A 16367-nucleotide genomic window follows, 5' to 3' on the forward strand; every position below is an offset into this window, starting at 1 on the left:
ATTGCTCCTCTGATTGTTCTGTTTTGCTTTACCGCAACCGTTTTGTTGCGATACAATCAGTCTCGCAAAGTTCCGCGTTTCTCCGAGGCGATTACGGCCACTGTGGTCAAACGCTAGAGGTTATGCACAATCCGGGCGTGTTGCGGTTTTCATCCACTTATTTATCCACTTCCCCAAAGCGCAACAAACAAAGTCCTACAAGAATGAAGACACCATGAAAATATGACTTTGAAAAGTCAATCAGACAACGCATGAAACCAGCAATAGCTACAGGCACACAACCCGTTACCCCTACGCCATAAACGAGCCAATGGCCGGATAACACCGATGAGCATGAAAGCCGGCAGGAAGCAGAGCCCAGTCGGCAGCAACAGACTTACCGACAGCCTTTGTGCCGACTGCTCGATCGAAGCACGAGCCCTGGCGTCCATCTGCTCAACCGCGCTCTCCAGCGGACCAACCGGCGAAACGCCACGAATCCACGTACTTCGCAACGCATCATTGATGATGTTCAATGCCTCATCATCAAATGTGGTGTCATCGGCAGATGAATCGTTCTGCGATTTCTTGTTGCCTTTATCTTGGGATTTGGCAGAAATTCGCGCTCGCCCCTCACGCTTTCTTCGCTGTTGGGACGCCAACGAGGCAGCGAACCATGCATCCTCCCACGAATAACCCTGCATCAATGAATGCGAGGCCCTGCATAACCCAACACCAAGGGAACCGCCGACAATCGAACCTATGACCTCGAGCGCATGGGGAATCGACGATCCTTCACGCATGGCCACTGCCATCATTTCCAAGACGACTCCGAGCGACGGCCCAGACGTGAAGGTCACATCCAGCGCGAGCAACTGCCTTTCTGCACGCTCGACAGGCGAACGCCACAACAGCCATGCGATCGCGACCAGAATCCCCGCAAACAATGCATTCATCGCTCATCCCCATTCTCGGTGGCCGCTTTTTGTATATAAGACCATTCCGCCTTATTTGTCTTTCATGCCGTCGTTCTTGTAGGATTGGCCGCCAGACGAGTCGACACCATCCATCAGGGTCTTCATCCACAACATCCCCAGCGTGTAGGTCCCAATTCCCAACAACAGGCAAATCCGGCCCGCCGTATTGCCAAAAAGAAACGCAATCGGCGAAGCTCCCATCAGCTCGCCCAAGACGAGCGTGGCCAATGGCAGCAGAGAAAGAAGCTTTACCGTGGATTTCGGTACGGTAAAGGCATTATCCTTCAATGTTTTCATCATCCGGTTGCGCTTATAAGACGCGGCGACTGCATCAAGGCAATGTGTGGCCTCGCAACCGAGCGTTCCAATCAGCCTGCACGCCAGGTCCAGCTCGGCCGCCGCCTGATCAGCTTGTTCCACCGTTTCTTTGTTGCCGAGATTTTCGCGCAGCATATCCTGCAATTCTTCACGATTTGGCATGCATGGAGTATGGGAAAGAGGCTGGGCACCCATGAGCCCGGCAAATGCCTCCTCCAGCGATCCGCCCGCCCGAACATGTGCACGCAAATCGTCAATAAGCGACAGTATGCCTTTTTCTTTGGTCGACGACGGCGCCATAGTCGCAGATTGGGGCGTCATCGATACTTCGCTGCCCCGCCAAAAGAACAAGATGATGGCGGAACTCACCAATACCGCAGACAACAAAGGAAAATATCCCATACACTCATCCCGCCCAACGTTTGGCGAAAGCATGGAAAGCCGGGCCGGGAACCGGCATGCCGGAGCCGTCCCAAGTCGCCAATGACTCGCCGGCAAACTGTTCGGGATCGGCAGCAAGCCGACCAATCTGGGTGATGCACCGTTTGCCATGACGACGCTCGAGATGCAACACGACATCGAAGGCCCCGGCCGCAAGCATGGTCAGCGCCTGGTGGTTCAAACCGGCCAAAAGCCCCAATGAAACCAGACGGGAAGGCACGCGGTCGACGCTGTCGGCGTGCAGGGTGACCATGCCTCCATGATGGCCGGAATTGAAAGCCCGCAGCAGATCGGCGATCTCTTCACCGCGGCACTCGCCCAGAATGATGCGGTCGGGCCGCATACGCAATGTCGCCTTGACCAGCTCCGGCAAACCTATCGCACCCGCACCTTCGACATTGGCCTCGCGCACCACCAAGGAGACGTGGTTGCCGCGCCCGAGCGTACCCAGCTCCCTGACCTCTTCCACGCTGACGATGCGTTCTGACGGGTCGGCCTGACCCAGCAGCGCCTTGAGCAGTGTGGTCTTGCCGGCTCCTGTGCCACCGGTAATCAGAATCGTCGCACGATTGCTGACCAGACCGCATAACAACGGAAACCACGAGACGGGAAACAGGCCTTGCGCACCTAGCCTGCTCAGCTGCGGCGCGGTTCGGCTCGGAAACCGTATCGATATGCTGGCACCGAATGGCACAATCGGCGCGATGACAGCGTGCACACGAATACCTTCCACACTTGAGGCATCGGCAATCGGGCAGGCATCATCGAGTCGCTTGCCCAGTTGTGCGCAGAGCTGGGTGGCATATTCGCGCACCACCTGAGGCGAACGGAAGGGCACTGCGGGTTGGTATTCCGCCATTCCTGCGCCCCGGTCGATCCACACCCGGCCTTCGCAGGTCACGGCGATATCCGTCAACTCACGCTCATGGGTCAATTCTTCAAGAGGTCCGAACATCAAGGCCGATCGCCTTCTTTCGCGCACTTGCCGATCGCTTCTACCAACTCGTGCATCACTGCACGGTCCACCTTCGAAATACCGAGTCCCAAACCTTCCAGCGCATCGCTGACCTTCACGTTATTGGGACAGAGTGGGCCGAAAACCTCGCGATTCAGATATTCTTCAGCCTCTCGGACACTCACCACACCACGCTTGCGCGACGTACCACGCGGTTCGATGCCTACAATCGTCAGCGGATGTGAAGCACGGGAACTCGTTTTCTGTGTGATCTTGCCCTGCTCCGCAACATTCCCGGTACTGTGTGACGATGCTGGCCAAAGCGACGACCGAGATGCCACTTTTGACGATGACTTCGGAAAAGCATCAAACTCGCTGAACTCATCATCATGGAGCGAACCAGATCGGCCAGCATCCGACGAGAAAACTTTACTCAGCAACCCCTTGGCACGTGCCAGCCCAAGCACCGAAAGCTCCACAGCCACCACGACCGGCGATGAGTGCAAATCGGGAACCATGCCGAGCACACGCCCATGCGCCCCGTCGACCAACAGCATATCCGTGCTCTGTTCCAGTGACGCCATCGCGGCCTGAACCTCCCACCATTCAGGAACCTCGCTGTTCCACGAATCAAAGGCGAGAACCGGAATGCCTTCCCATCGAGGAAGTCGTCGCAGCAGCACTTCGCCATCAATCCTGCCCAACGGCGCATTCAATGTGCCAAACCGCAGCCCTTTATCGTTCTCAAGGCCAAGCAGGATATCGAGACCACCGGCGTCAAAATCCGTATCCACCAACGCAACGTTCGTACCCTCATCATGAAATGCCAGCGCCGTCAACGCACAAAGCGCGCTCAATCCGATGCCGCCGCTGGCCGACAAAAACACCACGGTATGTTCGCCAAAGGTAGGTCCGGCATAATCCTGGTTCTCCAGCGACGATTCGGAAGGTTGACAATCAACCATGGCTGCCTGCAGTCTCGGAGGTTCAACGAGCGCCAAAGCGCCCTGCTTCTCAGCCCGAGACCGATGCACCACAATCTCCTGCGTCATCGGCGGATGCGGCAGTTTTGGCACATCCAGCACCCGAGGCGAATACGACAGCTCACGCGCAGACATCGAATCTCTTGAACGGCGAGATCGAGGCTTTACCATCTGAACCGGTTTGCCTCGAGCCTCAGCCGGCAACGGTATGCGTTGATGCCGGGCAAACGGTGCATCTACCTGACGGCGCATTGCAATTGGTGACATATTTTCCATATATCTATTCAATCCGCCAATGGATCTCGATGGCAAGCCAGAACGGGTACTGTGGTCGAACGCTCGTGGTTATCCACATTTGAGGCGTGTCGCGTATTCAAAAAACAAACTGGCCTGCAACCAAATCAAGTAGGTTGCAGGCCAGTTATCCGTTATCTAACGATGAGCCGATTACCGAATTCGTTGACTATCCGATTGAAACAATCAACCGATCAGCGAATTCGCCGGCTCATCAATCGATCAATCAGTCATCGAACGGATCGAAGTCGCGGCGGACACGACGACGCGGGCGCTCGCTGCGCTCTTCGCGGTCTTCGCGATATTCGTCATAGTGATCATCGGTCGCGTAGCGCGGATTGCGGTCGTTGCGACGGCCACCACGGTAGCCACCACCACGGCGTCCTTCGTGACGGTCGGAACGACGGTAATCGTCGCGATCCTCACGGCGGCGACGCGGACGATCCTCAAAATCAGCATCGTCATCACGCTCAGCACGGTCATCACGACCACGGCCACGGCGGTCATCACGATCGGAACGACGACGGTCATCACGATCCTCGTCACGGTCGTCACGACGGCGACGCGGACGATCCTCAAACTCGATGTCGTCGCGATCCTCGCGGTCCTCACGACCACGGCTGGAACGACGATTGTCACGATCATCGCGGTCGGAACGACGACGGTCGTCACGGTCTTCGCGATCGCGTCCGTGGCCACGATAGCCACGTCCACCGCGATCGTCATGGTCACGATGGCCGCCACGGCCACCGCCGCGCGGGCCAGATTCCTGATCTTCGAAGCCAGGAATGGCCAGTGAGATCTTGCCGCGGTCGTCAACGCCCTGGACGGTCACCTCAACGGTGTCGCCTTCCTTGAGCACGTCTTCGACGGCATCAATGCGCTCGCCGTTGGTCAGGTTGCGAATCTGCGAGATGTGCAGCAGACCGTCGGTGCCGGGGGTCAGATTGACGAACGCGCCGAAGCTCGTGGTCTTGACGACCTTGCCGTTGAAGTTCTCGCCGACAGCGGGTACATGCGGGTGCGCGATGGCATCGATGGTGGCCTTGGCCTTTTCAGCGCCCTCGCCGCCTTCGGAAGCGATGTAGATGGTGCCGTCGTCCTCAACACTGACGTCGGCGCCGGTCTCTTCCTGAATCTGGTTGATCATCTTGCCCTTGGGTCCGATGATCTCGCCGATCTTGTCGACAGGAACGGAGGTGGTGATGATGCGCGGAGCATACGGGCTCATCTCGGCCGGAGCGTCGATGCACTCGTTGATGACCTCGAGGATGGTGGTGCGGGCTTCCTTCGCCTGCTGCAGCGCGGCAGCCAGAACGTCGGCAGGGATGCCGTCGAGCTTGGTGTCGAGCTGGAGCGCGGTGATGAATTCGGAAGTACCGGCGACCTTGAAGTCCATGTCGCCGAACGCGTCTTCGGCACCCAGGATGTCGGTCAGGGTCTTGTAAACGTGCTTGCCGTCGACATCACCGGAGATGAGGCCCATCGCGATGCCCGCGACCGGAGCCTTCAGCGGCACGCCTGCGTCGAGCAGCGACAGCGTGGAGGCACAGACGGAACCCATGGAAGTGGAACCGTTGGAGCCGATGGCCTCGGAGACCTGACGGATGGCGTACGGGAACTCTTCCTTGCTGGGCAGCACCGGCACGAGGGCCTTTTCGGCGAGCGCACCGTGGCCGACCTCGCGGCGCTTCGGGGAGCCGACACGACCGGTCTCACCGGTGGAATACGGCGGCATCTCGTAGTTGTGCATATAGCGCTTGGTCTGAGGGCCGGAGATGGAATCGAGCGTCTGCTCCATCTTGAGCATGTTGAGCGTGGAAACACCCAGAATCTGGGTCTCGCCGCGCTGGAAGAGAGCGGAGCCGTGCACGCGCGGCACGATGCCGACCTCGGCGGAAAGCGTGCGGATGTCGCGCAGGCCACGACCGTCGATACGGAAGTCCTCGGTCAGGACGCGACGGCGCACAATCTGGCGCTGCAGTTCCTTGAAGGCGTTGCCGAGTTCCTTTTCCTTCTCGGCGTCATCCATATCGGTGAATTCGTCGGCGAGCTTGGCGCGGACGTCTTCCTTGATCTCGTGGATACGCTCCTGACGCGGCAGCTTGGCAGCGATGGACAGGGCGTCGTTGAGGTCGGCATGAGCGATCTCGTCGATGCGCTTGTAGAGCTCGTCCGTGTACTCCGGGAAGAGCTGGAATTCCTTGTCGTTGGTCTTGCCAGCCTTCTCCTTGAGCTCGCTCTGAGCCTCGCAGATGACCTTGATGAACGGCTTGGCAGCTTCGAGGCCGCCAGCGACAACTTCCTCGTCCGGCTTCTGCTGACCCTCGTCGTAGATGAGGTTCCAGGCGTTCTTGCCGGCGCCAGCCTCAATCATGGCGATGGCGACGTCACCGTTTTCGATGACACGGCCAGCCACGACGATCTCGAAGACCGCGCGGTCACGCTCGCTCCAACGCGGGAAGGCGACCCACTGGCCGTCGACCAGCGCCAGACGCACACCGGAGACCGGGCCTTCGAAAGGCAGACCGGAGATCATGGTGGACGCGGAAGCGGCGTTCAAAGCGATCATGTCGTAGGCATCGTCCGGGTTGCAGGCGAGGACGGTCTCGACGACCTGAACCTCGTTGCGCAGCGTGTGCGGGAAGAGCGGACGCAGCGGACGATCGATGATACGGCAGGCCAGGATGGCGTCGTTCGAAGGACGGCCTTCGCGGCGGAAGAACGAGCCCGGGATCTTGCCCGCGGCGTACATCTTCTCTTCCACATCGACGGTGAGCGGGAAGAAATCGTAGTTTTCCTTCGGGCTTGAGCCGGCGGTGGTGGTCGAAAGGACCATCGAATCGTCATCGAGGTAGGCGGCTACAGCGCCGTCGGCCTGCTGCGCAAGACGACCCGTCTCGAATCGCAGTGTACGTTTACCAAATGAACCATTGTCAATAACGGCCTCTACGGCCTTGATTTCGGGACCCTCCAAGGGTTCCTCCTTTGTTTAATTCCTGTTTTCCAACATACTGCAAAATGCTTTATCAACGTCCGGCCTTTGTTTATTTTGTAAGGCTTACCTGGCCTCACCAACGTTGGTGCCGGCACATTGAATTTCACTTCTCAGTCTGAAGCAGCATTGTCGGCGATCACGCCGGAACACATATCCAGATATTTCAATTATCGACCCTCACCTTAGGGCCGTCGGTTTTTCTTCACCCGCGAACATTGTTAGACGTTTACTAACGCCTATGTCCAATCAAACCTCTGAAAAAGCCCGAGCACGAAGCCCGGGCATCAAACAGCTATCGACGAAGACCAAGACGCTCGACCAGGGAGCGGTAACGGTTGATGTCGACCTTCTTCAAGTAGTTGAGAAGACGGCGACGATCGCCGACCATCAACAGCAGGCCACGACGAGAGTGGTTGTCGTGCTGATGGGTCTTCAGGTGCTCAGTCAGATCGGAGATACGCTTGCTCAGCAGCGCAACCTGAACCTCGGGAGATCCCGTGTCGCCTTCGTGCGTCGCATACTTGGTTACGATCTCGTGCTTTTCTTCAGCCGTAAGTGCCACGGCATCCTCCTTATAGTTGCTGCGCGGTGCCACCGGCATTATGCCGAAGCGCTCTTTATCCGCGGGCGAATTCACGCCAAGTTTCAAGTATAGAAAGAGGTACGGATGAATCGCCGAAGCTATCACACCGCGGTGAGCAGGCCACTCCAGAGAACAATCAGCAACGCGATGCCTTCGATGACGAAGAACATCAGGAACGCGGCCCAACTACGGGTAAGGATGTTCAGCGACGAATCCTTCTTGATGCCGATAAGCAAGCCGACGAAAAGTACCACGAAGACGCCAGCGGCCAGCAATGCCGCGATGATGCCCAGATTCGCCGCGTTCACCAAAACCGACGAAGCCTGGTAAACCACGTACGTGGAGAACCAGAATTTGAATTTCAGCAGACAGATACCGCCGATGAGCTGTTCGACCGCCAGCGAGAGCAGGAACAGATTGCGCCAAAGCCATGCGTGCGCTTCTACGAACGACAGCGCGAACGTGGCGAGGACAAAGACCATAACCGTCCATGAAATGAGCGCCACGCCCTGTGGAGAGAAGTGACTCAGAATCCGCACCACCGGCGCGGTCTGCCGCACGGCCAGCACACGACCAATCCAGTAAGGCACGATGATGGCGACCAACAGGATGACAACGTAAACCGCCCAACGTACCGGATGAAACTGGCTGCGCTGGATGTCGGCCAGCGAAAGGTCGGTTTGTGGAATCGAGGCCTCAGGATGCTTGGAAACGCTGACCTTCTCGATCTTGCCTTCGACGATTTCGACGGCCTCGTTGTCGGAACGGTGTTCATCGGCCAAGAGAGCCGAAGCCCCCTCGCCTGTGCCTTGACCGTTCAAGTCCAACGACCCGCCAGCTTCGGCCACGCGATTCCGCTGTTCCGTTTCGTCTGCCATCAACCACGCCTTACTATTTGCCAAGACGCGCTCAGACACGTCCTTAATTCAGTCAAACCAGATACCAAGACTAACCCCGATACTACCTCTGCGATAAGAAATGGAACCCGAATAAACGGAAACCGCGTGGGCCGGGACCATACGACGGATGGCCCAAACCGAGATATATCGGCTTGAGCCATCCGTTCTATCCATTGAATTATGCTGCTAGGCCTTACGGCGACGGGCAAGGACCAACGACCCGCCGACCAGCAGGAGCGAGAACCCGAGCACCGCAACGGCAATGACGTCATCGCCGGTCTTGGCCAACGGCTTTGCCGCCGAACCGCCCTGCGAGGCGGAAGACGCCGCTCCCTTCGCGCCGAAGTTCTTCGGTTTCGAGCCGTTCGGCTTGAAACCATCGGGGTCGGAACCGTTCAAACCGGAAGCATTCGGACCAAGGGCATTCGGATCGGAGGCAACTACTGGATTCGCAGCTTCAGGGTTGTGCCCATTAGGGCTATGGCCGCTGGGGTCATGACCGCTAGGGTTGTGTTCGCTAGGGTTGTGGCCCTGCGGATGATGGCTACCGGACTCGGAGGCACCTGAGTTGGGAGTGCCTGGATTGACGACTACCTGAGCGATCCGGTATTGGTTGTGGAACACCGCCGTGCCCACCGACGAACCTCCGCGGGTCAGCGAGACGGAAGCAGCCAACTTATGAGAAGCTGCATTTTCCGTAACGTTCACTGTCACGCCATACGACGTGCGGTCGTAAGTGACACCGTGCTCCGCGCCAGACTCTTCGGTCAGCGTGTATCGCCACACGCCCGTCTGCGAGAACCTCATGGAGAACCTGGCCCGGCCCTGGCTCTGAATGTTCACCGGGGCGACAAGCGGTTGCAACACCGAAGAGCTCATCGGGGCAGACACGCTGACACGGTTGATCGGAGCGGTCAAAGCGCCCGTACCGCCGTGCGCGGGGTTGCCGTTGCTCGGCGTGAGCACCACGGTGAACTCGCCGTCCTTCAGCGCCCGCCCATCGAGCACCTTGCCGACATTCAGGTCGGCGTCGACAGCAGCCGGCGTATAGACGTTCTCGAAGAGCACGTCCGAGACGTTCTTATCCGCCGCAGCGGACAGCACGCCTGCCACGTCGTTCACCGTGACCGTCACCACGTAGGAGCGACCGTCATAGCCGATGGTCGAATCATGGCCTGCGACCTCGTTGATCCGGTAACGATACGTGCCGGGATGAGCGTAGGCAATCGAACCGAACGTGAACGCTGGGCCCACGTTCCTCACCGTGGACTTGCCATTGCTCACGCCGGATGGCATCGGCACCTGATTGGCCGCAACGACTCCCGACGCGTCGGTGCCGTCCAAAGCCGTCAACGCGAATTCGAACTCACCGTTGCCGGGCACACGATGAGTGCCGGAATCGGTGTTGCGCACCGACTTCACGCCACCCAGCGAGACCGCCACATGACTCGGATCATAAGTGTTCGTGAACTGTACCGAGCTGGCAGACGAAGACGAGCCGGAGGGATCGAGCTTGGCCAGCGCTTTGCTGGCAACGACCAGATGACCTTGCAAATCATCGGTGACACGATACGTGACCGAGTACACCGCCGGGTCACGAGTGATGCCCGGCACCGAGGTGGAGTCCTCGGACACGGTAAACACATAGTTACCGGCCTTATCAAACGATACCGCAGGGAAGACGATGTGGCCGTTGGCCGCATTGGAAACATCCTCGTCGGCCTGCGCACTCGCACTGGCAGGCGCGGACGTACGGTGCAACGTGAACGAGAAGTCGCCCGCATTAAGCTGGTACGAATTGCCCGCGCTCGACGTGACCGCCTTATCCGCCTCAACCACATCACTCACCGGAGCAGGCGTATACGCGTTGCGCAACATCACCTCGGTTTCGGCAATCCCGTCGTGGGACAGCGTGACCTGCGCAACCAGCTTGTGGTTCGTCGCATCTTCCGTGACATGAACCAGCACGTCATGGACCGTGTTGTCGTAGGCCACACCGCCGAGCGTGCCCGAGTCCTCCTTGATCGTGAATCTCCAGTCGCCAACGCGGCTGAATCTGAGGGAATCGAACGACACCGAGCCCTGTGAATCACTAATCTTGATGATGGACTTCTGCTGCGAACCGTTCGACGGGCCGCCGTCAGTTGGGTTGCCGGTCACAGGATCCAGCTGCGCCGAGAACTCGCGAGTGACCAGCGGCCGACCCGTCATCGTCTTTTTCGCATTCAGCGAGACATCCACCGAATTCGGCGTGTACCTGTTGTCAAAGGCAGCCACGTTGCCGGGAGCTGGCGAACCGTCTACAGAGAACGCAGCGACGGAGGTCAAGGTTCCGGAATTATCCGTCACCGTCACCGTCACATGGAAGACACGGGTGTCATAGCTCAGGGTCGGATCCTGAGCCGAGCCCGAAGGCACGACCTCGGAAACCTTGTAATTGAACACACCAGGATAGGCATACTGTGCACCGCCGAAGCCGACCGAACCATCAGCCCGGTTCGTCACCTCGATCTCGCCACCGGAGGCGCCATCAGGCATCGGCACATCAGCCTTGGCCACAGCAGCGCCGTCAACAGCACGCGTGCCATCCACCGCTTCCAACTTGAAGTTGAACTCGCCGGCAGCGGGAGCGCGATGCGTCGCAGGGTCGGCGTTGGTCATCGACTTTGACGCCCTGATCTCGAACACAGACTTCGCCGGATCATAGGTATTGGTGAACGTGACCGCTGTGGAACCGGACGGATCCGAAGTCACCACAGGAGCAGAGGCAACCAACTGAGCATTGGCCTGATCGTCGGTCACCGTGTAGGTAAGCGTGTATACCGTCGGATCACGCGAAATGTGAGCCTCGGACACAGTATCTTCGCTCATCTGGAACTTATAGGTGCCAGCCTGGTCGAAGGTCATCGACGGGAACGTGATAGTGCCATCGGCCGCATTGGTAGCATGCTGGTCGGCAATCGCCGCAGCACTTGCAGGCTTCGACGTCTGGGACAGAGTGAACGCGAATTCGCCGGCCGTCAACGCCGCATGGCTGTTGCCCGGAGTGGAGACGAGCACCTTGGAACCGGTAGGCGTCACCGAAACGGAAGCCGCCTCGTATTTGTTCGTGAAGGTCGCCGTGTCGCTCGACACGTCGTTGTTGTTATCGTCCTTCATCGAAGTCGTCACCGTGCGGGTCAATGTCACCATGTCATCGGTCACGGTCACCGTCACCAGATACGACTGCGGGGTCGACGCGTCCGGAGTCACACCAGCTTGACTGCTGACATGCTCGGTGACCTTGTATACGTAAGTGCCCGGCAGATCAAACTTCGTGCCATCAACTGCCACGGTCTTGACCGAATCATCCGTCACCGTCGTGCTGGCGGGAAGCGGGCCATGGCCCCCGCTGCAGGAGCAGTCCCCTGGGCTTCGATATCAAACGTGTACTGCTCGCCGGTCAGCCATGCCCCGGTACGGCCGTTGAGCACCTTCTGCACCTTGAACCCATTCGCCATGATCGACGGAGCAGACGGAAGCTTTCCGGTGATACCAGAATTCTCATACGTGTCGTCATAGGCGGCCGAATGCATTGTACTTGCCACCGGGAAATCGGCCAAGGCGATGGATGCGGAATGCAACGGATCACTTGGCGTCTGCGCCTGGTCGGGGACGGTCCTGGAACGCTCCGACAGCTGCGCTCCCGAACTGTCTTTGTTGGTGACCGTGAATGCCTTCCAGCCATCGGCAGAAGCGGGCTTGAACACCAGCTTGTACCCCGAACCGGCAGGTATATTCTCCAGCCGATAGTTGCCGCTGGCATCAGTAGTGGCCGTGAGCGGAGTGGTGCCGTCGACGAGCGATTTCACCGGGTCGCCGCTGGCGTCCACCAACGCCACCTTGACGCCGGAAAGTACCTTGTCATCAGGCCCACGAATGCCGTCGCCGTTGTAGTCATACCAGGCGATACCGCTTACGGTTCGCCGCACCACCGCAGCACGGGCGATCACCATATTGGTGTCGTTCATCCACTCATCGGTATAGACATCGCTCCCCTGGTTGCCCGTGGGATTGATATTCATGGTGAAATCGTAACGAGCGTTGCCCGGCAAGACATCGGACATGAACGCCCATGCCACTGGAGCATCGTAGCCGGCGGGAATCGTCACATCGCCAGTGGCATTGTCGACAGTTCCCTCATGCCAGACACTGGGATTCGCAAGAATCTCCGCACGCGAGATCGAACCGGGCGTCCTGCTGCGCAGCGACGTGTCCGTCGAGAAGAACACCCTCGGGTGTACACCGGCGCCCACTGACGCGCCCGCAGTACCCGAGATGTTGATGCCGGTAATCTGCTGGGTGCCGTGGAAGTTTGAAACCGGAGTGCCGCCGTTGAACGGTAGGATGTTCACCGCATACGGGTCGCTCTGCTGCGTCGCCGTCATGTTGCCCAGCATCATCTTAAAGCCCAATGGTTGGGAGATATCGGCGACTTTGGGGTCAGACTGAATAGCGATGGACGAGGCATGCGTACGAGAGACGCTGACGGTCAGCGTCGATTGCGTACGTTTCAGCAGATCCGGCTTGCCCATATCGCGCTTCGACTGAATACCGACCGTATTGACGTACGAATCACCGTTCTGCGCGTCTGTGCTCGGCACCGAAGCATCGCCGATGGTCGACTGGTAATGGATCACGAATGTCGAGCCGTCCACCGGCACATCCGAAACGGTCCACTTGAGCGTCGTCGTGCCATCGATATTCGGCGTAACCGTTGGCGCAAGCGCAGTACCTCCGATCACGCTGCCGCCCTCAGCACCGCCAGCCTGGTAGGTGCCACCGAGCTTCGCCGAGTTATAGACGTAATGTAAGCCCTTGGGCAAGGTATCGGTGACATAGGCTTCGGTTTTGACGCCAGGGTTTGTTGCCCCAGGCGCTCCGCTGATGGTTCCCGTCAGCGCCCAGTCGATGGTCCGCTGCTCCTTGTCCAGATCATAGATAGTTTTGACACCGCCGGACTCGGATTTCTGTTCCACCGACTTGTCGATGTTCGGCTGCTCACCGGAAACATACAGGGAATCACCGAATTCCTGCCCGCCAGTGTCGTTGCCCAGATAGCCCTGCTGGGAATCGTAATGGGCCTTCACATAAGTGGATCCAGGACGGGGAGCCGAAAGATCCGGAGTCATAGTTCTGTACAACGCCAAGGGATCAATCTCATTGGCCAGCTGCTCCCACTGCGCATCAGTCGACGTCAGCGGGCTGAGGTGGGTTCCGTCTGCCAGTACCGCTTTGCCCGCATCAGCCAGCTGGCTACGGGTGAATGCGTATGACTGCTGAGTCAGCTGGGCGACTGTGCCGACCGTCGCATCCGGTTTGATCTGGGCTTTGAACGAGCCCACGTTGTACACGGCCGCGTGGCCTGCCTTGGTGGTGTCCGCCGCCGAATAGCCTTCCAGCAACAGGCCCACGATCATGCCATGCGACTGCGCTTCGGTCTTAGTGCCATAGAAATCCAGATCATTGATACCAGCAGCATACTGTTCATTGTCGCTGGTCCACGCGGTGCCGTCCCTCTTGGTCGCGTAGAGAATGCCGGCACCCTTATTGCCGAACGTAGGAGTGGATTCCCAATCGGTCCAATACGCCGTACCTTGCGGCTTGCTGGCATCTTCGACATGCAAATCAAGATCGTTCTTCTCCGGCAAATCGAACACCGTGGGGTCGATCTTGACGAGATTGAGCTCCCCAACCGGCAGGTCGCGTATGCCGGTGTTGAAATTGGAAGCCGCAAACATACGAGCCGTGGTTCCCTGCATGGCCACGTCGGTGCCATGCGGCCAGTCATTTCCTCGCCAAGTACCGCAATCGGTGCCGTTTTCACGATCGGTGTTGTTCGCAGCACACTCGTAATAAACCCTGTTGGAATATTGTCCCTCAGGATTCAGCAAGGTGGACGCAGCCCATGAATCGTCATTGCCCGCGGCCTGATTGGACACGTCATCCGCGCCTGTCGGCGCAGGAACCCCGGAACCCGAGGTCACCGAATCGGCAGAGAGCCCGCCATCCGCAACCTTGCTTTGCAGAGTCAACGCATTGTTCGAGTACAGGTCCATCACGTTCTTCTGCCCGTCAGGCGACCCGGAATCCGGAACCGAGGACGGGAAGAACACATACAGATAGCCGGTCGATATCTCACCCACAATCTGCTGCGAGCAACCCGCAGACATCATGATTGTGGAACATGGGTTGCTCCCGATATTGAAGCCGTAAGACGGGAAAGTGCCATCGATGTCGTAACCGCTCAGCGTCAATTGGAAAACGGTCTTGTCGGACTGGCGGTCCTGGCTAATGGCGTAGTTGCCGTTCTGATACACACCGTTGGGAGAACTCCCGCGTTGTGATGCCGCATAGTCATAGTTGTCCCAACGCGGATACCATCCCTGCGGTCTCGGGTCTCGACCAGCATCATGGAACGACTGGCTTTGGTCGATGGTCCCATAATCCCAGAAATACGGCTGCAGATCCGCGCGAGACGGCTCCGGGGCGGACGCCCCACCCTTCTGCCATTTCGAAGAGGCGGAGATGTTGAAAGTGACGTCGCCCTGGGGCTTTTCCAGGCCACGCAGCCCCTTGTTCTGATCCGGCCAACGCATATCGACGGCCCAATTGACCATCGCCATCATGCCCGAGCGCTTGCCCAAACCATGATTAAGATAACCAGGGCTGCTTCGATCAAAATCGAACGACATCTCCTGGGAAAGTGCATTCTGCACACCGTTGATACGCAGGTTCATGTTGAGCTTGGCGGAAACGGTCACCGCATCCGGAATGTTGCTCATCGAACGGTGGTGTACATCGTTCGGCGTGGCCCAGGCCGTCACCTTCGGCTGGATGATGTCACCCTGATGCGCAGCCTTCACATCGACCCCCAAGGTGATGCCCGCAGAGCCAGGCACCGAAGTCGGAGAAGCTGCAGTCGGGGTCATCAGACGATAGGCCGTCAACACTTGCGTCGGCACGCCACCGACGGACTCGATTGTAGACTGCGGCTGATAGCCGGGAGTCTGATCAACCCAACCCATTGCACTGAGATCGAATGTGGCCTTGTCGGAGGGAAGCGGCAATTCGAAACGAAAACCGATACGGGCGCTGCTGTAATAGACCGTGGAGTCATCCGAGCGGACCGAGAAATCATAGCTGTAAGAGATCTTATCGAACGAGCGAACGATCTTGTTGCTGGACGAACTATCATCGCCGGGATTGTCGTCACTATCGAAAGGAGCTGTACCTGTAACGATGCCGTTGGTGGCGCTGAGCGCCAGATATGTGACACTTGCCGCGTCGCTGTCCAGCATTCCGGAGCCGCCACGCATCAATGGATTCTGCTGACCCGTGGACGGATTCTGCTGACCTGTGGACGGATTTTGCTGTCCCAGCGCCGGGGAAGCTTTGCTCGTCAAGGGGGATGCGGCAGACAAGTCAGCCTGTTTCAACGGCAACGCAGCCGAAGCCGATGAGGAGGAAGAGGTCGTCTGGCTGGGAGCGGCCGAAGGAGAAGTGGCCGACGGAGAGGCAGCCGATGATCCCTGAGAAGCCGAAGCCCCGGATGACGGTGTCTGCGACGAACCCGCCTGCTGCCCCTCATTGTGCGACTGGGTAGCAGAAGTCTGCGAAGTATTCGCCGAAGACCCTCCAGCAGAACCTGCATCGATGCTTGGAGTCACGCTTCTCGACGCCTCTTGTTGCGCCGACGACGCCGTGCCGCCTATCGCATTGGCACTGACAGGCAACAGCATCCCGCATACTGCCACGACAGCCGTTACAACCCTTACAATCCTCTTCATATCGCCCGTTTCCAAACCCGTCAAAAATTTGCACGCCCAAACAATGTGCAAAAATCATCCTTGTATTACACAAAAAATATCTTCATGCAAAGTAAAAACGATAGACATCTC

Annotated in this window: 9 protein-coding genes; all 9 read right to left on the reverse strand. The window is 58.3% G+C overall.

The genetic code is table 11. The features are described from left to right. Positions 1 to 236 precede the first annotated feature (236 nt). The 9 genes from OZX57_RS07080 to OZX57_RS07120 all read right to left on the reverse strand — a co-directional run bounded on the left by OZX57_RS07080 (position 237) and on the right by OZX57_RS07120 (position 16256). Positions 237 to 935 (reverse strand): tadC protein, encoded by a 699-nt coding sequence (locus OZX57_RS07080; RefSeq protein ID WP_277161970.1) that lies wholly within the window; start codon positions 933 to 935, stop codon positions 237 to 239. A 51-nt stretch (positions 936 to 986) separates the two neighbouring features. Then, on the reverse strand, positions 987 to 1676 hold the full coding sequence (locus tag OZX57_RS07085) for a hypothetical protein (protein WP_277161971.1): 690 nt from the start codon (positions 1674 to 1676) through the stop codon (positions 987 to 989). Between the two features lie 4 nt (positions 1677 to 1680). Beyond that, positions 1681 to 2670 (reverse strand): ATPase, T2SS/T4P/T4SS family, encoded by a 990-nt coding sequence (locus OZX57_RS07090; protein ID WP_277161972.1) that lies wholly within the window; start codon positions 2668 to 2670, stop codon positions 1681 to 1683. Further along, positions 2670 to 3788 carry a hypothetical protein gene (locus tag OZX57_RS07095; protein ID WP_277161973.1) on the reverse strand — a complete coding sequence of 373 codons (1119 nt, stop codon included), beginning with the start codon at positions 3786 to 3788 and terminating at the stop codon, positions 2670 to 2672. Before OZX57_RS07095 ends, OZX57_RS07090 begins: the two co-directional genes overlap by 1 nt. A 385-nt stretch (positions 3789 to 4173) precedes the next feature. Then, positions 4174 to 6924 carry a polyribonucleotide nucleotidyltransferase gene (locus OZX57_RS07100; protein WP_277161974.1) on the reverse strand — a complete coding sequence of 917 codons (2751 nt, stop codon included), beginning with the start codon at positions 6922 to 6924 and terminating at the stop codon, positions 4174 to 4176. A 313-nt stretch (positions 6925 to 7237) separates the two neighbouring features. After that, positions 7238 to 7507 carry a 30S ribosomal protein S15 gene (gene rpsO / locus OZX57_RS07105; RefSeq protein ID WP_277142331.1) on the reverse strand — a complete coding sequence of 90 codons (270 nt, stop codon included), beginning with the start codon at positions 7505 to 7507 and terminating at the stop codon, positions 7238 to 7240. 122 nt (positions 7508 to 7629) lie between these two features. Further along, positions 7630 to 8406 carry a hypothetical protein gene (locus tag OZX57_RS07110; RefSeq protein WP_277161975.1) on the reverse strand — a complete coding sequence of 259 codons (777 nt, stop codon included), beginning with the start codon at positions 8404 to 8406 and terminating at the stop codon, positions 7630 to 7632. Positions 8407 to 8613: 207 nt separating this feature from the next. Beyond that, the gene (locus OZX57_RS07115) at positions 8614 to 11784 is read right to left on the reverse strand and encodes an FctA domain-containing protein (protein ID WP_277161976.1); all 3171 of its coding nucleotides are present in this window, start codon (positions 11782 to 11784) and stop codon (positions 8614 to 8616) included. Further along, on the reverse strand, positions 11781 to 16256 hold the full coding sequence (locus tag OZX57_RS07120) for an SdrD B-like domain-containing protein (protein ID WP_277161977.1): 4476 nt from the start codon (positions 16254 to 16256) through the stop codon (positions 11781 to 11783). Before OZX57_RS07120 ends, OZX57_RS07115 begins: the two co-directional genes overlap by 4 nt. Positions 16257 to 16367 lie beyond the last annotated feature (111 nt).

Source organism: Bifidobacterium sp. ESL0682, assembly GCF_029392815.1.
In the GTDB taxonomy this organism is placed as follows: domain Bacteria; phylum Actinomycetota; class Actinomycetes; order Actinomycetales; family Bifidobacteriaceae; genus Bifidobacterium.